Origin of the sequence: Parasedimentitalea marina (assembly GCF_004006175.1) — a bacterium.
GTDB lineage: Bacteria > Pseudomonadota > Alphaproteobacteria > Rhodobacterales > Rhodobacteraceae > Parasedimentitalea > Parasedimentitalea marina.
In genome coordinates, this window is the sequence record NZ_CP033219.1 from 3029631 (window position 1) to 3051501 (window position 21871).

Genomic DNA, 21871 nt, shown 5'->3' on the forward strand with positions numbered 1-21871 from the left:
CCATTTGGAACCATTGGCGCTGACGTTAGATCGTATGTAAAGCATCAAAGGGTGTGATTTTCGCTCAAAATTTTTGGTGGTATGCCTTTGCTATATGATCCATCAATGCTCGGACACGTTTTGGTTGGACGGCGCCTGACGGGTAGACCATATTGAGTGAATTCGGCTCGGGTGCATAGTCTTCCAAAACAGAGACTAACTTCCCTGCACTGAGATCAGCCTTCAGGTCCCATTCTGACTTGAGTACGATTCCCTGGCCAGCAATACACCATCGCCTTACAAGGTCTCCGTTATTGGAGATTCGGTTGCCATTGACGCGTAAAACGTGTTGTCGGCTATCAATAACAAAGGCCCAATCTTGAATGGTCTTTGCCCCAAATCGCATAATAATGCAGTTGTGATGTGCGAGATCTTCAGGATGTAGCGGTGTACCATTGCGTTTCAGGTAGTCTGGAGCCGCACAAACCAGCCGCCTGTTGTCATGAATTTTTCTTGACTTCATGGTGCTGTCTGACAAGCTTCCATATCTAACAGCAAGATCAATGCCTTGTGCCACGAGATCAATATTACCGTCGTCAAGCGACAAGTCTATGCTGATTTCCCTATGTTCGTCGATAAAGCTATCTAGCATGGGAGCTAAATGATTGCAGCCAAGATCATGGGGGGCCGCAATCTTGATTGAGCCTGAGAGCCCTTCAGCCCCTAACTTGATGCGAGCTTCAGTTTCCTCCGCTTCAGCCAAAATACGCCGCGCGCCAACAATCAATTCCCGGCCCTCATCAGTGAGGCTTATAGAACGTGTTGTCCTGGTTAGCAGTCGAGCGCCGTAGTGCGACTCTAGAGTTACGAGACGTTCTGTGACAGTCGCTGGCGCCATACCCAATTCGCGACCAGCGGCAGCCAACCCTCCTTTCTCTACAATTCGGAGGAACATATTTAGGTTTTCCAGCAGCATCAGGGAGCCTCATTATTATTCAGTGAAACCGAATAGATATTTCGTAACTGTCTCAATTATATAGATAATACAGCACAGGCATGCTGTCAGTCAACGCAGAGGAGACTGATATCCACTTTGATTTCGTCACAATTCATCAGCTTGATATGCCTTGGCCCAATGCGCCCGGTCTTAAGTTTTTTTGACGAACTCGAGGGGCCCGAACAGCCAATAAAATAATCATGCCCCCCCAGCACTTGTCTGGAGGTTTCCTCTCACAAATCGGCACTAAACAAACAGGAGTGCTCTCGATGGTTTTCAAACCAAATACCAAATCGGTTACTATTTGGGGATTATCCCGCATCCCAAAAGCAGTTGTTCCAGCCCTCTCAACACATGACGGCGAAGCTGCATCGATGTGTCGGTCGTGCGAAGGAGATCTGTCAGACAGAACAGCTGTAACTGTGTGTTTTGAACAGTTCGGGACCGTAGATCACGTAGTCTTCACCCCGTTATCTTCACCACGGGAACAGACGTCCCGGCGGAACAATCATCCTGACATTAGATTAGTTTTGCCGGAAGACGATAAAGGGCACTTACTTAAAAACAGCGGTGAACTTTACTGCCGAGCGGTGAGGTCAACAGAAAAGGCTAAAGAGGAGCCTGTAAATGACTAAACCGGCACTTGTAAGGCTAAAAAAATTGGTAAAAAAATTCTTAAATGGCACAGAGCAAGAACGACCGCCCTCTCAGCCTAAATTAAAGACAGCAGACAATATGAACTTTCACGCCAGTAAACACGGTGATTACTTATATAGTGTTCCTTCTCTTCATCAGCTTTTTGAGGAAGAAACCCAAACGACACATCTGAAATTAGTAGAGGAACATGAAATGCTGATAGACTATCGGGTTCTTTTGGTAGGCTACGATTATCAGCGCAATCTTGAACTGGTATCTTGGTTTGAGGAGTTGGGAGCGGTAGTGGTCCATACGACTAACTTTGATTGGGCAGAGGAAGCTATCTCTGAAAACCCTAAGGCCTGGGGAATTCTGGTAGTGGAGATGGATCAAATGCTAAACGAACAAGAAACTATAGCTTCACTGCTTCTAGCCCGCGCGATGGTTCCAGAACTACCAATTATTTTGGCTACACGGCATGATCATTGCGATAGATGTTTTGCCGATCTTACAGAGATTTGCACCGTCTGGAAGAGAGGTTTGCTGTGCAAATCGTCCTATAAGTTGTTAGTCATTGAGGCGATTGACCGGAGCCATACCCAGAGCAGGATCTGACAGAGTGCAACTGTGTCAGGCATCTTATTGATGAGATAGAATGGGCGGAACGGAGTTGGATCTGGGTGCTCATCGGCTTGGTTGACGGAAACAAATCAGATTACAATGCTAAGCGTTATTGACAACAGTTGCATGGTATTCCGCCGTTTGAAACTGCATGATGCGTGTTACAGATCACCAAATGTGGTCGACAATTCCCAAGTAAACGAGCTTGCTAAAGATATCCGGGATTGGACGCTGAGTAAATTGAGGCAACGCCGGGTTATCACACTGGCAAATTCCAATGCCCAGAACAAAGCCATGGCTGTCATCAGCAGATCTGAAATCAAAGCGACTGAAACAGCTCGACCGTTGGCGGCTGCCCTTAATTGCGAATTGGAAGTGCGTGAGCTGATGCATGAGAACGACCGCGGCTCGACTAGTTTCTTGTCTTCAAAAGAGTTTGAAATCGTTGCTGACCAGTTCCTTGCCTCTTCCGACACAGGTGTCGGAGGTTGGGAAACCACAACCGCAACTCAGTCTCGAATTGTAGCAGACACTCGCAACTATCTAAGTGTTCATGATGAAGGTGACGTGTTCTTTGTCGGACATGGCGCAGTTTCAACCCTGTTATACTGCTACCTGTTTAGTGCCCCCATTGATCGGAAATTTGAGCAAATTTCTGGCGGCGTTGGAATTCTCTTCCAGTTTAGTACGCTACAGAGCAAACCGACGTCTCATTTGCGCCCGATGGGAGAAATGATCAGAAACTAAAGCCCTTGAGCGGGGCCAAACGCCATTACGGAGGAATCCTCGTTGAATAGCAGATCACAAAAAGCAGTTGAGATAGCAAAAAGTGGCGGGAAATTGGCCCTGGACTATTTTCAGCGCGTGGGCAGTCTTGACGTGGTTGACAAAGGTCTGCAAGATTTTGTTTCGGAAGCGGATCAAAACGTTGAGTTACTCATCCGACAGCTAATTGAAGAGGCGTATCCTGACGATGGTATCGTCGGAGAGGAGCATGCGCCAAAGCCCAGTAGGTCGGGCTACAATTGGGTGATAGATCCGATCGATGGCACAACGAATTTCGTTACTGCAATCCCCGCTTGGTGTGTTGTCCTAGCCATAGTGAAGGATGACCAGACGCAAATTGGAGTGATCCTTGACCCGATCCACGATGAGACATTCCATGCTGAACGAGGGGGCGGCGCGACCCTCAATGGTAATCCACTTATCTGCCGCGCTGGCACTGCAATGAACCGCGGCAGTATCGGGACGGGGTATTGCAACCGAACCAGTAAACCCAACACGACCAGGCTGATCACCGAAGTCCTAGAGCAGGACGGTGTCTTTCACCGAAATGCCTCGGGGGCGTTGTCACTGGCCTATACCGCAGCTGGGCGATTGATTGGATACATTGAGGAACACATGAACGCGTGGGATTGTTTGGCCGGACTACTGATCACCGAAGAGGCTGGTGGACGCGTAGAACAACAGTCGGCGGATCAGATGATAGCCGAGGGCGGGCGGGTTGTGGCAGGGAGTGCGGGAATATTTGATGAATTAGTTCGCATCGCAAACACGGTTTTTGAAGACTAGTCTAAGGTTAATAAAAACGACCCGATGGCATCCTGACTAACGGTGCTATCGGTGCCCGTTATTGGCGTGTTATCGACGTTTTCGCTTACAACAATCACTTCGCCCAAGCTGGTTTCCAATGTATATTCCGTCCAGCTACCAGCATAAGTAGTTTTTGACAGGCAGCGTTAGAGAGGTTTTTTTTGAACTGAACAGGGCGTTTTTTGCGTTCACCTAAGACATAATCTAAGCCATTTCGCTATTCAAGCCGTTGCCACAGATCGTTCGCTTGCAACCACCGGTTCCCTGGAAAGTTCTGCACCGTGACGAATGGCTGCGGAACCGCGACGCGGCGCATCTCCACTGGATCCAACTTTCGGACAGCCATCACCCGCAGTTCTTCCGTTCGATAATTTCAAAGAACTGGGTGAGTTTACGGGAATAATGTTTGCGCAAAGTATTAGGATGAACATCCATAAACCGAGCTATGCGATCCTTTACCCAAAACAGATTCGCAATGCCGCGTAAGTATTTGCTTTTATAGAAAAATATCAACCGCACGTCGACACTTCCGCGGCGCAACTTCACAGGATCGCACTACAAGTGAGTTTCGGCCTTAGCTTCTGAATTCTCGGCTTTCATGGAATAAAAAACCTCCGCGTGAGGGTATAGCGGGTATGCGGCAAGGCCCGTTTTAGCGATTGTACCCACCCCTCCCCCTTTAAGAGCCGGGGAAAGTGACCTTTTTTTCTATGCTCTTCACCCTCGTGCCCATACTTCCGCTGCGCCTACAAATTTCCCTCATCCCAAATCAAAGCCAGGTTGCCCCGGAGCAGTATGAAATAGTCGAACACCGAACTAATGTAATTCCGAGAACATTCAGAGAGCCGAATAGCTACCTCGGCTTCTCTAGGATTTGAGTGAAGACAATCTAGGCAAAAATTACCGCAGATACCGGTGACACCCCGACAAGGAAACCAGCGGCCTCACAACTGATCGTAGCGTGATTGAGAACCACGTTGACGCGGTGTTGCGAACCATATTCAGAGATCAATCTTCTAGCATATTCCAGGCTCTCACCAATCTCAACCAAGCAGCGGCGCGCAGCCAATATCTCCTCATTTGAAAAGCGCCGTTTCCGGTTTCGCGTCCGCGGCCGATAATGCGCAACCCCGATTTTGGGTTCGACAAGGCCCGGATCCTGGAGCCGGTAGTATGGATGACCAATTCTTTTGAACTCTGCGTCGCAGACCTCTGTGTGGTAGGTTGTGTCGAGTTCACTCTTTAGCAGTTCAAATGCGTGAGTCTGCGCAAACAAGGCCCGTACAAATGGGTCCTGTTGAGGATAGGCGGCACTGGCCGCCGTCGCGAGCTTCAGACACTTCCAGCATGACTGTGACAGCACTCGTCCCAGAGTGACGTGATCTATTTTCATGGGCATAATATGCCTCCGTTGATTGTGCCCATCCCTGCCCGGCGATCGTCGCAAGAGTGGGAAGTGGGCGGTTGAAATCTAGGAATTGAACGAACTCGGCCAGAGCCACGGCAACTAATTCATGGTGGGGAGTCCGCGAACGCGTGGAGATCACAGCAGGTTTCGGTTTGGCCGCGCTGGTCGCAGCCAGAGCAAACCGGGAATTCTTGTAGTATGACCCTGTCTCGTGTCTTCCAATTAGATTTTGTCCTGCTCATCTGTCGCTACCTTTCTGCCATTGCCCCTGCTCAATGGTGAGATCCTGAGCAAAGAGCATAGAACGACAGTCCCCAGCCATTGGCTGAAGCTGTCTCTATGCTCTGGGCGATATTGATCTGCTCAACGGAGCCGACCCTTCGCTTTGAGCCCCAACCTGTGCGCATGTCCTCGCCGGTTGAGTTGACCGCTACTTTCCAGCACAGAAGGACACTGTGTATGCCGGGGGGCGGGCTTCGGTCTTTCGAACTGCCCTTGGCGTTTGCCCCGTCCCATGGTTCGCCATTACGTCTCGAATGCCACCGTTAACCGACCATCCGAAACGGACGCGGTTAGGCCGCGTCGTGCCGGTCTCCTATGTCAATCAGGTCAGTGCCGTCGCTAATGTCAGCGCCGCTATCTGTGAACATCTCGGACACCATGCGCTGCATCATCTGATGCTGTTTCTCGGACGGGTTCCAAGCGGGCCGTTTGGCATGTTTCAAAATGGATCGGGCGAAGTTGGCTTCCCAACCGCTACCGCTACGAACCACGGTCCGCATGTGGTACAACAGCTCTTCGACGGGGCGGAGATCGCTCATTCTGCGGCCTCCCCGTACTGGGTCCCGAACAAGGCAGCGGATGCCGTCATGTAGGCGTGGTTTTCTAACAGGCTGTTGAGGGTGGCAAAGGCCAGCGAGGCGCGCTCGGCTTCACTCAGGCGAGCCATCAGTAGGATTGTCATACCGTGCCACGCGGACTCGGTGCCCAAGGTGAGGGCAAAGCCCAGCCCCTTTGCCACCCGCTTATGGCTGTCCTTGGCATACAACGACATTGCGCTTTTGACGCGTTTGGCGGCCTTGTTGCGGCGAAAACTAGCTGTTTTCTTATCTTGATTGACGCCGGTTACAGTTGCCGATGACCCGGTGTCTTCATTTGTCAGATTGTGACTAGTCGTACCGAAAGTGGGGGTATCACGTTCACTCGGTGTTCTGCCAATGTCCTGATAAGAATTTGACCGTACAGCGTTGTTTTTATTGAAGAAGGCAGTGGATTGCAAATCCGTGTACACGAGTTCGATTCTCGTACTCGCCTCCATTTAAAATCAATCACTTACACGACATTCCCAAGCGCCAAGAAAAGCGCTCGCAACACGTTTCGCAACATTCATGTTTCGGTCCCGTTCTGTTCCCCGGCATTTCCACCACTAGCTGTCTGGTGACCAGACAAGGAATAGAACCTACTCCATCGGCTCGCTTTCGATGCTGGTGCGATAGCCGCCACTATCCAGGTTATGGGTCGCGCGGGTGATCAACCACTCTCCATCGATGTACGATCTGAACCCGGCCGCAAGCAGCTTACCCTCCGCCATGGCATCGGGATCACCCGGCATTGCGATTAACAAAGACCGCCCAGCGCGCTGCAGTTTCTGGAACTCTGAATTCGCAGCTGCCTGTGCTGCATCCTTGTTTGGAAACCGGCAAGGTCGTTTGCCGTCGGCACAAGGTGCTGAAATCGGGCACCGATCAGTCCAGCCCCGTCAGCTCAAACAAATTTCCTACGAACCGAGTTGTTTGTCGCAAGCGGAGTCCGAATAGCACATTCAATGTCAGATAGCTATCATACTGGATTCACGACATGAATCCCCTCAACCGATTTGTGCAACAAAGCCGTTCACCCATTAAGAGACTTCTTAATGGCAGCCAGTAAATCCGCGCGCCTGACAGGTTTCGTCAGGCAGATGTCTTCCGGTCCGAACCCATTGCCTTGGTCCGTTGCCTCACGCGCGTAGCCGGACAAAAAGACGACGGGAAGTTCCGGCTCTATTTCGCGAACAGCCCGGCTTAAGGCGATCCCTTTAAGCTTCCCAGGCATCATAATATCCGTCAACAGCAAGTCGAAAGTCGGGTTCGCCTCGAACAATTCGAGGGCTTTATCCCCTGAATTGGCCGCTGTCACATGGTACCCGGCCTTCTCAAGCGTTGCGACCAAAATAGGAAGAACATTTTTGTCATCTTCAGCGAGAAGGATCTTTTGACCTTGGCCCAGGTGATTTGCTGCCTGAGTGGGTTCCTCTATCGTGATTTCCAACTCTTCGGTGACCGCCTTAAAGAAAAGTTCAAAAGTCGTTCCAAAGTTAAGCTTCGAGTAGACCTGCACCGTGCCACCAGACTGTTGCATGAAGCCAAAAATCGTCGCCAATCCAAGACCGGTCCCTTTCTCGGGTTCTTTGGTGGTGAAAAACGGCTCAAAGATATGCTCCAATATTTCACTCGGAATACCGTGCCCGGTATCGCTGACAGCCAGTACGACATATCGGCCAGGCGACATCTTTTGCTGGCGCGCATCAAGATAGCCCTCGTCGATGACTATGTTTGAGGTTTTGATAGTTAGCATTCCCCCATCGGGCATGGCATCGCGAGCGTTTACGAACAGGTTCAAAAGTGCGTTTTCAATCGAACTGACGTCCGCCCTAATTTGCCAAAGATCAGCCAAGAGAGACGTTGTAACTTCAATATTGGAAGGCAAGGTACGACCAGCCCAGTTGTGTGTCTCGTTCACCAGAGCGTTAAGATTGATCACGCTTGGTTCCAAATGCGCTTTGCTTGCAAAAGCCAGCATACTGCTTGTCAGTTGAGCTCCACGCTGTGCAGCGGTCAGAGCCACCTCAATCAGAGATAACTGCTCAACGACGGTTTCGTTGTCGCGTAACAATTCAAGGCTGAACATAATTGTCGCCAAAACATTATTGAAATCATGCGCCATGCCCCCCGTCAGCTGGCCCATGCTCTCGAGTTTTTGGGCGTGGTTGGTTAATTTGCGATGTGCCTCAAGTTGATTTTGCGCTGTGACTTCAGCTGTCACGTCCCTGATAAACCCATCATTGAAAACCGACCCGTCTTCATGAAGAACGCAATTATTGCACGTTTCCAACCACTTGCGCTCGCCATCCTTTGTGGTGATTTGATATCGGTAGGAATATGTTTCAAAATTGTCGATGGCATTTCTCATGATCCGTTTCAATTCACGCCGGTTCTTTGGATCAATTGTGGACCCGAGAACGTCATGTTCGCCGTAGGATTCCTCTGGCGAATAGCCCCAGAGGTCCGTACTTTGGGAGCTCACATAGATAATTTTAATGCCTTCCGATTTGGTGGATCTCCGGCTGATCACCGCTCCCGGGAGACTGGCGACAATGCGCTCCAGGTGGGCCTCGGCGTGGGCACGTTGCCGTTCTGCCTGGCGCCGTTCTGAAACATCACGCACCACCAGAACCATCTCATCGGACCCGGAGATAGGACAAAGATGCGCCTCACGATCCTTTCGTTCCCCCTCAAACTCTAGATAGTATTCCCAAGTCACCATCTCCCGCGTGCTCTGTTGCTTGCGCATATTCTCCTCAAACAGCGCAAGTGGAACCGGTGGAAAAACCTCGGCCATTCTGCGACCCAAAAATGCGACGGGATCATTGACTGAACCAGCCCCGGGGCGAACGCGGTATTCTAGAATGGTACCCTGGTTGTCGATCCGGAAATAATTGTCTGGAAGCGCGTCAAGCAGCGCCGCCATCTGCTCGCTCCGCTCTCCTGCAGCAGTGCGCGCCCGCTTCAGATCATCCTTCAGGTTGGCCAACGTTTTTCCGATCCAACCAAGCTCATCGCCACGGTTAGCAGTTGGAATGTCACTATCCAGATTACCAGTAGCCAAAACATCCATGGATTCGCAGATCTCGGAGATAGGGCGAGTAATCGTCCGAGTTATGAACCACACAACCAATAGCAGACCAAGCCCAGTCGCTGCCACGCCAAACAGGATATTGTGCGTCAGCTCAAGTGAGGTTATCAGCGCGCCCTGAATATTTTGGCGAACTTCCAGCACTCCGCGCACATCTCCTATCTTCCAGTCGGACTTTCGGGTGTCGGGATGTGAATTGTGACAGGAAATACAAGCCTCTGCCACCATTCGGTCTGCTACAGCAACTCGCAGAATGGTATTGCCATTTTCATCTTGCCGACGCGTGTAGGTACCTTCAGGGTTATCGTTCAGATAGATCCAGGCTTCCTGCATGAAATTGTCCATCTGGCGATCCGCACGACCCGGGAATGGCAAGGGGCTGTATAACGAAAGGCTAATGTCCTGGTCGACAAACAGTTTGCTGATATCATGGACGAATGTAGCCGGGAGCGGGATAATACTGGTGTCAATTTCGTGCTTGATCCCAACCGAGATATCACTGGCAGCCTCAACATCCATAACTACGTTCTGAGTGTAATATCCTCTGATAATCTTGATTTGGTTCGCCATATTCGTTGCCGATGAAGTGGCAAAGGCAATGGTGTTTTTCTCCAATACACGTGGAATGGCGACCCAAGCGATTGCCATGCACAACAAGAAAAAAAATGGAATAGGTATGGATAACCTAAAGGCGATTGACTGAACCAATTTCCGCATGCTGACATTCCATATTCTCTGAAGAGTACCGGACCAATCGGATTTCGTGGCAAAGGACATCCTGTGCGTACAACTATTTAGCTCAGATGTTGGCTTGTGAAAGAAATTTGCGATTGACCCACCACCTGGCATCAACTCTTGTCATTGGCCTAAATCGCTGGAACTGATGGGGACCTTGTGCAAATCCCATTTGATCACTTAGAGTGTCACTATACGCATAATTGTTTGAAAATAAGGAGCTAACCATGCACTGCGACGACACAGGCCAAGGTGCATGGAGACCGGCTTCTCGCTATCCTGATCCTGCCGTGATCACTCTGGATCCTCGTTTTGACAAGTACAAACTCCCCCTGGCGGCGGTAGAAAGACTGGCCACCGGCTGTCGCTGGAACGAAGGTCCTGTGTGGTTTGGCGATGCGCGCTGTCTGTTATGGAGCGATATCCCCAACAATCGGATTATGCGGTGGGACGAGGGAACCGGAGCGGTCTCAACGTATCGAGAACCATCAAATTTTGCAAACGGGCAGACCCGCGACAAGGTGGGCCGCCTGATCACCTGTGAACATGGCGGCCGGCGGGTGACACGTACGGAATACAACGGGTCAATCACTGTTTTAATAGACAGTTATGACGGCAAACCACTGTCATCGCCCAATGACGTCATTGTAAAATCGGACGGATCGATTTGGTTTACGGATCCACCATTTGGCATTCTGGGCAATTACGAAGGGCACAGAGCGGAGCCTGAGCTGGGGCAAAACGTCTATAGGTTCGATCCAAATACGGGTACGGCCACTATTATTGCAGATGACGTTCTGGGACCAAACGGATTGGCGTTTTCCCCAGATGAGCAAAAGCTCTATATTGTCGAGTCCCGAGGCGAACCACACCGGAAAATTCTAGAGTATGATGTAACTTCTGATGGGCAGCAGATCGCAAACAAGCGGGTACTCATTGATGCCGGGCGCGGTACACCTGACGGTTTCCGAGTGGACGTCGAGGGCAACCTTTGGTGCGGATGGGGCATGGGGAGCGATGACTTGGATGGGGTGATGATTTTTGCCCCGGATGGAACCCCAATCGGCCGGATCGCCCTGCCGGAACGTTGTGCTAATTTGTGCTTTGGCGGCCGTGCAAACAGCCGGATCTTTATGGCATCGAGTACATCAGTCTATGCGCTCTATGTGAATGTGGCAGGCGTCATTGGGGGCTAATGCAGCCGCTCTCCGATGGCATCCATGTGGCAGAATAATCGGCCAGATCGTCGAAATCGACAGCTCCCATCTTGGGCACTGACCTGGGTAATGAGACTACGATTGACACAAAGCCAAATTGCAACACTGGAGTAATTGATTAAAATTGGCATCATTGTTTGTGGTGCCTGTGAGCCATATTTTGCTGCAGGCCATTATTTTGCCGCAATTTCAAGGAAGAAAGCAAGTCACCTGTGGTAAAAGGCGGTGGGTGGTTGCCTTCTACACCTATTCGCTAAAAAGGAAACGACGTGTCGGTTACCGCTGGAATGATGAGTAGGTTCAATTTGTCACCTGACCTCAAAACCTCCGTGGCCGCCCAGAATAAATTGGTCCGCGCCGACCTTCCTTCCCGGGTTACGTCTATCACGCTCGTCGCATTCTTATCGCTCTACTACCTGCCAATGCAAACGGTAGGGATAGTCTACTTTGCACTCGCTTTGATCGAACTTGCGGGCCTATTTGCCTACAGAAAGTTAGAACGCGAGGTAACGCTGAGCGGCATCGTTATGCTTGGCGGCTCTGCATTTATTGGAATTTGGGTCTTCAATTCGATCCCATTGCTGCTGTTCCTGCAGCCGGAACCCTTTCCAAAGTTGGCTGGAACAATGCTGGTCATTATCGCACTCAATCATAGTGTGGTGGCACGCTCTGAATGGATGCTTTTTGGTATTCTCACTGCGGTACCAATTATTTGCGCTGTTGGCTTCATGATCGTCAGCTTTCTGTACTTTTTCGCCAGCCCGGTGGAAATTCTCATCGCGGTTATCATCATGGTGCTTGGCGCAGGCTATGTGGCGCACAGTATGTGGACGCTCAATCGGCTAACCAGTCGCTTGCGTGGTGCCTTAAGCGCCGCTGAGGCTGGGAGCCGTGCCAAAAGCCGTTTTCTTGCTGCCATGAGCCACGAAATCCGAACCCCACTCAATGCTATTTGCGGGATGTCCGAGCTTATCGACGAGGAAGATAGCGATCCCGAGACACTACGGGAGCGCACCGAGTTGCTCCGAAAATCTGCGCAGGCGCTCACTGGCATTCTGGATGATGTCCTCGATCACGCAAAAATTGAGGCTGGTCATGTCGAGCTTAGCCTCGCGGCAGCCGCGCCTGGGTTGGAAATTGCCAGCGCAGTGGAAGTGTTTCGGGCCTCAGCAGGCGACAAGGCACTTCGCCTTGACATAAATATTGCTGACGACATGCCGAGCTATGCTGAATTTGACGCACTGAGGTTACGCCAGGTGATTGGGAACCTCGTGTCAAATGCGGTGAAATTCACCGATGCGGGGCACGTCTCTGTCGTGGCGTACTGCAAGCCGAATGGAAGTCAATCAACGCTCACAGTCGAGGTTTCAGACAGTGGCCGCGGCATGACAGCCAATCAATCTTCCCATTTGTTCACGGATTTTTACCGGGTCGAAGACAAGGATGCCCCGAAAGTTCCCGGCACCGGCCTTGGACTGGCCATCGCGCGCCGTTTTGCGCGTATGATGGGGGGGGATATTACCGTGCTATCCAGCCCTACGCAGGGCAGCTGCTTTACATTCACCAGCCAGATAAGCGTTCTGGAGAGCACTGAGAACCACCCTGTCCCGTCCCTATCCGTGGTTCAGGACAGCGACGACAGTGTTAAAGTGCCAGGTCAGAAGTCGATCCTGGTGGTGGACGATACCGCATCAAACCGAATGGTTGTTCGTGCCTTTCTTAAAAAGAGCGAATTCGAAATTACGGAAGCCACCAATGGCGCCGAGGCGCTGGAGTGCTTGGAACGCAAGCCAATAGATCTCATCCTGTTGGATATGAAAATGCCTGTTATGGATGGCCGTGAAACAATAGCAGAAATGGCGCGGCGCGGCGGACGGATTGGCGCAACACCTGTTATTATGCTTACTGCAAACGCCGCTCCAGAGGACCGGGAGCGTTATCTCGCACTCGGCGTTGCGGGTTACATTGCAAAGCCAGTTAAAAAAGCCGTGTTGCTATCCGAAATCCGTAAAGTCGCGGCTGATCAAATTATTGGGGCGGCCTGAACCCAATACAAATACGATATTAAGGAACTATCACACGCGAACGGAATCTGCTCAGTTCGCGTCTCGGCACTATTCCGCCACTTGCTTGATAGACAAACGCAAATCCTGCCTTCAACGTCCTGATATATTAACGCAAAATTTACGATAACCTGTTCAGGTTGTTTCAAATTTTAGGAAAACCCTTAAGACTTTTCTCTTAAGGGGGAAACAAATGGTCAGGCACCCCAATGCAGTCGACAGATATCACCTTTGATAATCTTGGTGAAACCGGAACTCTTTTCACGGCACTTTTACGCGCCAGATATCACCACTTCATCGAAACACTCGGCTGGAAACTTCCAAATGTTCGAGGACTTGAATTCGATCAATATGATACACCTGAGAGTATCTATTGCACAATTCATAACGGCATGACTGTTTATGGCGGTCTTCGGGTGACGCCATCGACTGCGCATAGTATTAGTGCCAGTTACATGTTGCGAGATGCGCAGCTTGGCCTGCTGCCCGATCTGCCTTTAAGTATTCTCGACGAGCCCGCTCCGCAGGATTCTGGGATCTGGGAGGTTAGCAGAGTCTTTGTTGCAGACTCTCTTAGCAGCCGCGATCGCATGCGCGTTAGGAATGAAATTGGATTAAATCTCGCCCGACTGGCTCAGAACTGGAATATCAAAGCCTACCTTTGCCTTACGTCAGTAACGGCCGGCTTTCTAATGCGCCGAACCGGATTGACTATTTCACCTGCCGGACCTCGCTTTGAAGTCGGCGGGGAAACCTGTCAGGCGTATCATCTCAAGGTCGATACAAAGAACCTGCGCAGCTACGCTGCGTGATGCGATCAAAAGTGGTCCAGTAAACCACATCAAACATTTGGACTGTCAATGCAGGAGGTGTTCGACACAGGCTCCCCATTAAGTGTACTGGAGAACATACTGTAAATGCAAGATAACAGCGCTGGTCTGGATCCCAAAGACGCCCAGGTCGTCGCACTCAAACGGGGCTCAATTCCTGTCCAAAAAGACTGTCTGAGGATATTTCATCGATCCCGGTACACTCTCTTTAGGGATTTTCTGATCTTCCTGTCAGCCCCTCGTTCATCTATGCCACCTACCCGGCAACTCCAGCAAAAACAACGAAACTCTAAAACCATTTATTTCAGATACTTACGGGAAGCTGTGAAATATTTTGACATGAGATCGACGAAAACCAGGTACAGGATCAATATGAGTATTAAGGAAAATAATCTTTCAATAACAAATCATTAATCTCGATATTGAATGTGGATATCTCTTGGATAACTTGTGGACAACATCTGCAGTAGTTCAAAACGGGGCTCAGACTGCCTGGAACTGCATCCGTCTTAGTGAAATCCAAGAATATTGAGAAATCGAAGAAAATATCAGATATGTGATATTTACTTTAGAATTTATCCACAGCGACAAGAAAAAAGGTACGTTAATCATAAGTATCTCAAGCCACCATCGACCCCATCGAGCCGCCAGATTACGAAATTTCGGAAATTAAATGGCTCAGGAACCGGAGACGCCAAGGTCACGAAGGTAGGCCATCACCGCAGGGCGTACCGATTGATCGCCTCGATGACGGGCATCCGCAATTATCTTACGTAGCGCGTCCAAGTCCACACGCAGCAGCAAGGATTTTACTGGTCCGATCGACGCTGGTCGCATTGAAAGACTTCGGATCCCAATGGCGGCCAGACACACTGCCTCGATTGGACGACCCGCATCTTCGCCGCAAAAACTCAGCGGTGTCTTGCTTGTCTCGCAGCGTTCAACAATCCGTTCAATCAGGCTCAGGAAACTGACGTTCAGCGTGTCATACCGCTTGCGCACCCGTTCGTTCTCGCGGTCAGCCGCAAAGAAGAATTGCTTTAGATCGTTGCCGCCGATGGACAAGAAACCAACTTCGTCAAAAAACTTTTGCGGTGCAAAGGCCAGTGAGGGCGTTTCCAACATCGCGCCCACATCCAGCACTTCGGGCAGAGGGTGACCCAAACGGCGTTCCCGCTCTAGTGTTTTTTCCACCTCGGCGCGCGCCGCACGGTACTCTTCGAATTGCGCAACAAATGGGAACATGATGGTCAAGGGCCGGCCACCAGCCGCGCGCATGAGCGCCTGCAGCTGCATCCGCATCATTCCAGGCTTGTCCAGTCCCACCCGGATCGCACGCCAACCCAATGCGGGGTTAGGCTCGTCCGTAGGCTTCATATAGGGCAGAACCTTGTCCGAACCGATATCCAAGGTCCGAAACACCACACGTTTGCCATGTCCCGCGTCCAGAACCCGCTTATACAGCACCACCAACTCCGAGCGTTTCGGCATTTTATTACGCACCAGGAATTGTAGTTCAGTCCTAAACAATCCCACGCCTTCGGCACCCGAACTGTCCAGGGATGGCAAATCCGCCATCAGCCCGGCGTTCATTAACAAGTTGACGGTCTTTCCATCCTTGGTGATTGCTGGACGGTCGCGAATGGAGGAATAACGTTCCTGTGCCTTGGCCTGCATCGCCATTTTGTCGCGAAACGCCGCCGTCACCATATCTTCGGGGCGCAAATGCACCACCCCTTGATCACCATCCACCAGAATGTAATCGCCGTTCAGCGCCTCGGTGGTGATACGTTTTGCATTCACGACCAATGGAATGGCCAAAGCCCGCGCAACAATTGCCGCGTGACTGCCAACCGATCCTTCCTCTAACACCACCCCGCGCAGGCTGCGACCATATTCCAGCAGATCACCAGGGCCGATATTACGGGCAATCAGAATTGGATCCGCTGGCAGGTCGGCGCTAGAGGTCGCGCCCTGCCCGGTCAGGATTCGCAACAATCGGTTCGACAGGTCGTCTAGGTCGCTTAACCGCTCGCGCAGATAGGAATCCTGGACCTGGCTCATACGGGCGCGAGCCTGAGATTGCTCTTTTTCAACAGCAGCTTCGGCGCTTAGACCGCGGGCAATGTCCTCCTCCATGCGCCGCATCCAACCCTTGGAATTGGCAAACATACGATAGGCTTCAAGCACCTGCATCTGTTCCTTGTCACCGTCCAGCGACATTTCCAGCATCTTGTCGACACCCACACGCAGCTCGTCCACAGCTTCATTTAGACGCTCCAACTCGCGGTGCGGATCATCTGCAATAGGATTGGTGATCACGACGCGCGGCTCATGCAGCCAGACATGTCCTTCGGCGGATCCTTCTTGAGCCGAAGTCCCGCGTAAAAGCACAGATTGCTGGTGCAATGGGGACAGGGCCGCGCCCTCGCCCACAAAGGCGCCAAGCTCGGTCATTTCAGCGATGACCATAGCCACCACTTCCAGCCCGTAGACTTCATCAGCTGAGTACTCACGCTCTTCGCGCGATTGTACTACCAGCACACCCAACTTTTCGCCCAGCCGCTGCACCGGAACGCCGAGGAACGAAGAGAACCGCTCTTCGCCAGTTTCCGGCATATAGCGGAAACCCTTGGCGTTTGGCGCGTCTGGTGTGTTTACCACCTTGCCGTATTTGGCAACGCGACCCACCAGACCTTCTCCCAGACGCATACGCGTTTGGTGCACGGATTCGGTGTTCAATCCTTCTGTTGCACACAGTTCCAGCGTGTCGTCATCGCGGAACAAATAGACCGAGCACACCTCGGTGCCCATGCTATCGGCGATCAGATGAGTGATTTTATCAAGACGGGCCTGGCCGGCGTCATCGCCAGCCATTGCCTCGCGCAGCCGCACCAGTAGTTTGCGGCTTTCAGATTCAGTACTGTCAGCCATGGGCCCTGTTCACGCAATACGGGTGTCAGGTTGCCAGTTAGATTTAGGCAACCTTGTCCAGATCAAAGGCATCATGCAATGCTTGGACTGCAAGTTCCATGTATTTCCGGTCAATCAGCACGGAAATTTTAATCTCGGACGTGGTGATCACCTTGATGTTGATACCTTCATCCGACAGCACTTTGAACATCTTAGCAGCAACACCAGACTGTGAGCGCATGCCAATGCCGACCACCGAGATTTTCGCAACATCTTTGTCGGCGACCAATTCAGCGTAGTTCAAGTCACCTGCGCCCTTGGTTTTCAACAGCGCCTGCTCGGCCCGGACCACCTGATCCGTTGGGCACGAGAAGGTCATATCCGTGCGTCCATCTTCACTGATGTTTTGCACGATCATGTCAACATTAACGCCACCTTCAGAAAGTGAGTTAAAGATGATGGCAGCGATGCCGGGACGGTCTGCGACGGACAACAGTGTCAACTTAGCCTCGTCGCGGGAATAGGCCACACCGGCCACTGCATTGGATTCCATGATTTCCTCCTCGGCGCAGACCAGTGTGCCGGCTTCATCAGATTGTTCTTCAAAACTGCTTAGAACACGTAGTTTAACCTTAAACCGCATTGCCAGCTCGACAGATCGGGTCTGCAGAACCTTAGCCCCTAGCGAGGCCAGTTCCAGCATTTCCTCGAACGAGATCTTGTCCAGTTTGCGGGCTTTGTCGCAGATACGGGGGTCGGTGGTATAGACCCCATCCACGTCGGTGTAGATATCGCAGCGCACGGCGTCAAAGGCAGCGGCAAAAGCCACGGCCGTGGTGTCCGATCCGCCCCGGCCCAGCGTGGTGATGCGGCCTTCGGGGCTAACACCCTGAAAACCCGCGACCACTGCGACCTTCATGCCCTCGCCGAATTTTTGATTGATGTTTTCGGTACCAATCTCTTCGATCCGGGCCTGACTATGGGCGCTGGTGGTTTGCAGTGGCACCTGCCAGCCTTGCCAACTGCGGGCCGGAACGTCCATTTCCTGCAACGTCAGGGCCATTAGTCCTGCGGTCACAGCCTCGCCCGACGACACCACCGCGTCGTATTCGCGGGCATCAAACAGCGGCGAGGTCTCTTCAACCCAACCCACCATTTCATTGGTCTTGCCAGACATCGCCGAGACGATAACGATGACATCGTAGCCTTTGGCCACTTCGACACCAACGCGTTTGGCGGCCCGGCGGATGCGGTCCAGGTTGGCGACTGAGGTGCCGCCGAATTTCATAACAAGTACCGGCATTGGGGACACTCTCCATGCGCTGGCGTATTTCAATCCCCCGCGTCTTAAGCGAGCCGCGATGCAAGAGCAAGGGCAGTCGCCGTCTCTCACCACAGGGGACTATAGGGGCAAACGACGGGTTTACAGCCCGATGACCCGGTGCGACTGTCGGCGCAAATGATATCTATGAAAGGGATTTTCATGCGATTTTTTGCGGCTTTGGCCTGCGCGACAGTACTGCCTTTGTCCGGTTTTGCCGATAATGCCAATATTGCAGGCACCGACGGCACCCGCTCTATTGGTCACATCGACTGCGCGGCCCAGGATGGTCAACCCAATAGCAGCTGCCCGGTCGAGATTCTGCCCAAGGAAGATGGCTCTGTCACTTTGCGTGTGTTGCTTCCGGGTGGTCAGGTGCGGTATCTCTATGCGACCGATGGGAAAATCACGTCGACTGACAGCACCGGGTCAATGGGATCAAAGACCCTAGCCAATTCCACGATCGTGCACATCACACCACAAGAGCGTTTCGAGATCCCCAATAGCCTGCTCGCCGGGAAGTAACATTGTAGGGTGCGTGCTTGCACGCACCACTGCCACACGTGTCAACAAGGCAATCTCATGCCCGCCAGAAACGGATGGTAAACAAAACATAGACCGCCATCAGCTCTAATCGGCCAATCAACATAGCCGAGATCAATATCCATTTGGCTGTGTCATTCAGCCCGGCAAAATTGCCGGCCGGGCCAATAATATTTCCCAGGCCTGGACCTATATTGGCAACAGCCGTTGCAGCGCCTGACACAGAGGTAGTGAAATCCAACCCGGTCAGTGCCAAGCCCCAGGCCACAAGACCGATGGTGACAATGAAGAAAACAAAGAATGAGATCACCGAGCTCAAAATGTCCGGCCCGACAGCCCGGCCCGCATAGCGTGGCGTGAACACTCCATGGGGCGATCGAATACGCTGGATTTGGGCTTTGATAGATGCAAACAGCAGCTGATACCGGAATATCTTGATCGAGCAGGCGGTCGAGCCAGCACAGCCTCCAATCAACCCTGTAAAGAACAGAACGGTCACCGGGAACCCACCCCAGGTCATGTAGTTAGCGCTGGCGTAGCCAGTTCCAGTCAACAATGAGACCGTATTGAACAAAGTCTCACGAAACCCGACCTCGGACTGGCCGATGTGGCTCATGTTCCAAACAGTCAGGACCAGAACCAATATTAGGCCGGTGGCAAAAAAAGCGCGGATTTGACTGTCGCGCAGCAGCGGTTGGGCATGCCCCCCGGTCAGCTGCACAAAGCGCACAAAGGGCAATGCCGCCAGCAACATAAACACAACGGCAACATATTGGGCTTGGTCAGAAAAATCCCCGAACGAGGCATCGTAATTGGCAAAACCACCTGTCGCCACGGTGGTCATGGCATGCACCACCGCGTCAAATGCCTGCATCCCGGTTGCTGCATAGGCCAATGCACATATCGTCGTCAAAGACACATAAATCACTGAAATTCGTGACGATATTTCGGTTGCCCGCGGCAGGATTTTCCCAAAGGTGTCAAAGCCTTCAGAACGGAAAATCTGCATACCCCCGACCCGCAGCTCAGGCAGGAACACCATTGCCACAACAATAATACCGATACCGCCCAGCCACTGCAGAATACCACGCCACAACAAGATACCCCGGGGCATCCCGTCCAACCCAGAGACAACTGTAGACCCGGTGGTGGTCAGACCCGACATCGCCTCAAAGAATGCATCCACGAAACGCAGCTCGGTCGCGCCCAAAACAAAGGGCAGCGCGCCAAACAATGGCAAGGCGAGCCAAACCCCGGTGGTCAGCAGAAAGGTTTGCTGAATGGTCAGCCCTTCGCGCACCCCATTGGCACAACTCAACGCAATAAGCCCACCTGCCAATACCGTGAACACAGCACTTTCCAGGAATACCGGCCACTCGCCCTGTCCGTCCCTAAGGTCAATTAACAGGGGAAACAGCATGGTTACGCCCAAAATGGCAACCAGCAGACCGATGACATATCCAACAGGGCGAAGATCTAACATGACGCGCAGGCTTGGCGCTCAGACCCTCTGCTGTCAAGCCAAAGGGGACTTTCTGACAACTCGCGCACCAAATTGATGCAGGCCAACAGGGACACGGAAAACGAATTTCTCCCGCCTCTGCACAGGTCACCGGCTTTGCCGGCACCTTGCAGAGTTGGGCGTGGCGCCGCGCTTTGCGCGGCGCCACGCCCAACGGGAACCGGACCTCCGTAAGGAGACCGGTGACGGGCGGGAGAAGTTGGGTTGTGAAAAGAGATAACTTTCGAACGATCAATCCAAAAGCCTACGCCCTCATCAACCGCGATGTATCAGTGTTGAAAACAACTGTGGATCGAGACTGCGGGCAACAAAAGTCTCACCGCTGGTCAATACACTGACCGCGTCATGACTGTGCAGGCTTTCCTGGTGACTGGCCAACACACGAAAGTCGCCAATGCGGGGGTCACTTTGCAGGGCTTCGCAGAACAACCGCGCAGCATCTTCAACAAATATCGGGTTGGCGGCGTTCAGCTCAGCAAAGGCCTGTTCATCTTCTCGCTTGACCATCACCTGAGTTTCGGTCGGAACCGCCCGACGGCAGTGATCAATTAGATCCTCAAACCACAGACAGTCCCCACCGGGTTTTACCTGCACCGACAGTCGCGCCACTGAACGTTGAGAATGCGGTGTTGCAAGTTGACCGCGGGTCTCACGGGCGTGTTCGCTGAGCTCTAGCGAACAGGGACATGTTGAGGAATAAACGTAATCGAGATGGATGATTTTCTCGCGGATACCATCATGATCAACCAGCTCTAACGTGAGATCATAATATTGATAACCCGACAGCCCCGACCGCAGGCTATTCACCCGTGCCGGAAACGAGAACCGCATCTGGATGCGCGCATCTGGACTGTCCAGGTCTGTTAGATAGTCATCCAGTGCGGCCGCCATCACTTCAAAGCTAAACGTCCGGTCCGCGTGTTTATAGAAACTGCGCATGATCCGGGACATATTGATGCCCTTTTTCTCGCCTTCCAGGCTCACGGTTCCTGTAATCGAGGTCTCTAATGTCAGGTCCCCATCATCGCGGGTGTGAAACCGGATCGGCAGTCGGAAATTGGATATACCGACATGCTGGATCTGTTGGCGGGCACCACGGATCAGGCTGGCCGGTCCGTTCTGCAGGTCGGGCAATGTGTCCCGGTATGCCTCATCTGATTTGAAATCTTTGGGGTATTGGCGGGACAAATCAGGGTAATTCCGCAACTCTACGTCGGGCAGCAACCGGGTTACCGCTGGATCCAATTGGGCAATCTCGGTCGCAGTTGCGCCGGCAGCCCAATTGCGCAGCAACGCAAGTGCCGCAGCGGCTGCATCACGATCTGGCGCAGTGTCGGTTTCACCTGAGTGGATATTCATCAGCACATTTTCCTTCGTGGCGGCAGCTGCACAGCAGAGTGCCTGTGTAACCTTTTAGCCAAAGGAATACAAAAGAGATGCGCCATTTGCGGCAGCATCCCCACCAAATCAGCCGTTCCTTGTAACCGGCTATGAAAATGAGGGGACTGTCTGCCCCCTCTTGCCCTGATGGGCAATTCA

General features: G+C 52.1%; 17 protein-coding genes. 7 read left to right on the top strand and 10 right to left on the bottom strand.

From position 1 onward, the window contains the following. Positions 1-64: 64 nt before the first annotated feature. On the bottom strand, positions 65-955 hold the full coding sequence (locus EBB79_RS14630) for a LysR family transcriptional regulator (RefSeq protein ID WP_127749573.1): 891 nt from the start codon (positions 953-955) through the stop codon (positions 65-67). Positions 956-1603: 648 nt separating this feature from the next. Here EBB79_RS14630 and EBB79_RS14635 point away from each other — a divergent pair. From EBB79_RS14635 to EBB79_RS14645, 3 genes are all read left to right on the top strand, one after another. After that, complete coding sequence (locus EBB79_RS14635) at positions 1604-2227, top strand: response regulator (protein ID WP_127749574.1); 624 nt, start codon at positions 1604-1606, stop codon at positions 2225-2227. Between the two features lie 105 nt (positions 2228-2332). After that, positions 2333-2980 carry a histidine phosphatase family protein gene (locus tag EBB79_RS14640; protein WP_127749575.1) on the top strand — a complete coding sequence of 216 codons (648 nt, stop codon included), beginning with the start codon at positions 2333-2335 and terminating at the stop codon, positions 2978-2980. A gap of 42 nt (positions 2981-3022) precedes the next feature. Beyond that, a complete protein-coding gene (locus EBB79_RS14645; protein ID WP_127749576.1) occupies positions 3023-3805 on the top strand; it encodes an inositol monophosphatase family protein in 783 nt (260 codons plus the stop codon). 910 nt (positions 3806-4715) lie between these two features. On the opposite strand, the gene EBB79_RS14650 is transcribed toward EBB79_RS14645, so the two are convergent. The 5 genes from EBB79_RS14650 to EBB79_RS14670 form a co-directional block, all read right to left on the bottom strand. Next, positions 4716-5225 (bottom strand): hypothetical protein, encoded by a 510-nt coding sequence (locus EBB79_RS14650; RefSeq protein WP_127749577.1) that lies wholly within the window; start codon positions 5223-5225, stop codon positions 4716-4718. A gap of 581 nt (positions 5226-5806) precedes the next feature. After that, on the bottom strand, positions 5807-6055 hold the full coding sequence (locus tag EBB79_RS14655) for a hypothetical protein (RefSeq protein ID WP_127749578.1): 249 nt from the start codon (positions 6053-6055) through the stop codon (positions 5807-5809). After that, complete coding sequence (locus tag EBB79_RS14660; protein WP_127749579.1) at positions 6052-6552, bottom strand: hypothetical protein; 501 nt, start codon at positions 6550-6552, stop codon at positions 6052-6054. Before EBB79_RS14660 ends, EBB79_RS14655 begins: the two co-directional genes overlap by 4 nt. 141 nt (positions 6553-6693) lie before the next feature. Beyond that, positions 6694-6858, bottom strand: coding sequence for a late control protein (locus EBB79_RS14665; RefSeq protein WP_238704920.1), 165 nt, complete (start codon positions 6856-6858; stop codon positions 6694-6696). 269 nt (positions 6859-7127) lie between these two features. After that, entirely contained in the window at positions 7128-9905 is a 2778-nt protein-coding gene (locus EBB79_RS14670; protein WP_164860822.1) for an ATP-binding protein, read from the bottom strand. A 245-nt stretch (positions 9906-10150) separates the two neighbouring features. Between EBB79_RS14670 and EBB79_RS14675 the strand changes: the two genes are divergently transcribed. The 3 genes from EBB79_RS14675 to EBB79_RS14685 all read left to right on the top strand — a co-directional run bounded on the left by EBB79_RS14675 (position 10151) and on the right by EBB79_RS14685 (position 14015). Beyond that, positions 10151-11119: an SMP-30/gluconolactonase/LRE family protein gene (locus EBB79_RS14675; protein WP_127749581.1), complete on the top strand. Its 969-nt coding sequence runs from the start codon at positions 10151-10153 to the stop codon at positions 11117-11119. A gap of 290 nt (positions 11120-11409) precedes the next feature. Next, on the top strand, positions 11410-13185 hold the full coding sequence (locus EBB79_RS14680; RefSeq protein WP_238704921.1) for a response regulator: 1776 nt from the start codon (positions 11410-11412) through the stop codon (positions 13183-13185). 227 nt (positions 13186-13412) lie between these two features. After that, positions 13413-14015, top strand: coding sequence for an acyl-homoserine-lactone synthase (locus tag EBB79_RS14685; protein ID WP_127749582.1), 603 nt, complete (start codon positions 13413-13415; stop codon positions 14013-14015). A 696-nt stretch (positions 14016-14711) separates the two neighbouring features. Here EBB79_RS14685 and ptsP read toward each other — a convergent pair. Together ptsP and EBB79_RS14695 are read right to left on the bottom strand one after the other, a co-directional pair. Beyond that, positions 14712-16967, bottom strand: coding sequence for a phosphoenolpyruvate--protein phosphotransferase (gene ptsP, locus EBB79_RS14690; protein ID WP_127749583.1), 2256 nt, complete (start codon positions 16965-16967; stop codon positions 14712-14714). Positions 16968-17010: 43 nt separating this feature from the next. Continuing rightward, entirely contained in the window at positions 17011-18249 is a 1239-nt protein-coding gene (locus EBB79_RS14695; RefSeq protein WP_127749584.1) for an aspartate kinase, read from the bottom strand. A gap of 180 nt (positions 18250-18429) precedes the next feature. On the opposite strand from EBB79_RS14695, the gene EBB79_RS14700 reads away from it, so the two are divergent. Further along, positions 18430-18792 carry a hypothetical protein gene (locus EBB79_RS14700; protein ID WP_127749585.1) on the top strand — a complete coding sequence of 121 codons (363 nt, stop codon included), beginning with the start codon at positions 18430-18432 and terminating at the stop codon, positions 18790-18792. Between the two features lie 55 nt (positions 18793-18847). Here EBB79_RS14700 and EBB79_RS14705 read toward each other — a convergent pair whose 3' ends face one another. Together EBB79_RS14705 and folE2 are read right to left on the bottom strand one after the other, a co-directional pair. Continuing rightward, positions 18848-20293 (bottom strand): TrkH family potassium uptake protein, encoded by a 1446-nt coding sequence (locus EBB79_RS14705; RefSeq protein ID WP_127749586.1) that lies wholly within the window; start codon positions 20291-20293, stop codon positions 18848-18850. A gap of 294 nt (positions 20294-20587) precedes the next feature. Next, a complete protein-coding gene (folE2, locus tag EBB79_RS14710; protein WP_127749587.1) occupies positions 20588-21691 on the bottom strand; it encodes a GTP cyclohydrolase FolE2 in 1104 nt (367 codons plus the stop codon). Positions 21692-21871: the final 180 nt, after the last annotated feature.

Coding starts and splice junctions, on each gene's coding strand:
- EBB79_RS14630 (WP_127749573.1), bottom strand. CDS start 955: ATGCTGCTGGAAAACCTAAATATGTTCCTCCGAATTGTAGAGAAAGGA.
- EBB79_RS14635 (WP_127749574.1), top strand. CDS start 1,604: ATGACTAAACCGGCACTTGTAAGGCTAAAAAAATTGGTAAAAAAATTC.
- EBB79_RS14640 (WP_127749575.1), top strand. CDS start 2,333: ATGCTAAGCGTTATTGACAACAGTTGCATGGTATTCCGCCGTTTGAAA.
- EBB79_RS14650 (WP_127749577.1), bottom strand. CDS start 5,225: ATGCCCATGAAAATAGATCACGTCACTCTGGGACGAGTGCTGTCACAG.
- EBB79_RS14655 (WP_127749578.1), bottom strand. CDS start 6,055: ATGAGCGATCTCCGCCCCGTCGAAGAGCTGTTGTACCACATGCGGACC.
- EBB79_RS14660 (WP_127749579.1), bottom strand. CDS start 6,552: ATGGAGGCGAGTACGAGAATCGAACTCGTGTACACGGATTTGCAATCC.
- EBB79_RS14670 (WP_164860822.1), bottom strand. CDS start 9,905: ATGCGGAAATTGGTTCAGTCAATCGCCTTTAGGTTATCCATACCTATT.
- EBB79_RS14675 (WP_127749581.1), top strand. CDS start 10,151: ATGCACTGCGACGACACAGGCCAAGGTGCATGGAGACCGGCTTCTCGC.
- EBB79_RS14685 (WP_127749582.1), top strand. CDS start 13,413: ATGCAGTCGACAGATATCACCTTTGATAATCTTGGTGAAACCGGAACT.
- ptsP (WP_127749583.1), bottom strand. CDS start 16,967: ATGGCTGACAGTACTGAATCTGAAAGCCGCAAACTACTGGTGCGGCTG.
- EBB79_RS14695 (WP_127749584.1), bottom strand. CDS start 18,249: ATGCCGGTACTTGTTATGAAATTCGGCGGCACCTCAGTCGCCAACCTG.
- EBB79_RS14700 (WP_127749585.1), top strand. CDS start 18,430: ATGCGATTTTTTGCGGCTTTGGCCTGCGCGACAGTACTGCCTTTGTCC.
- EBB79_RS14705 (WP_127749586.1), bottom strand. CDS start 20,293: ATGTTAGATCTTCGCCCTGTTGGATATGTCATCGGTCTGCTGGTTGCC.
- folE2 (WP_127749587.1), bottom strand. CDS start 21,691: ATGAATATCCACTCAGGTGAAACCGACACTGCGCCAGATCGTGATGCA.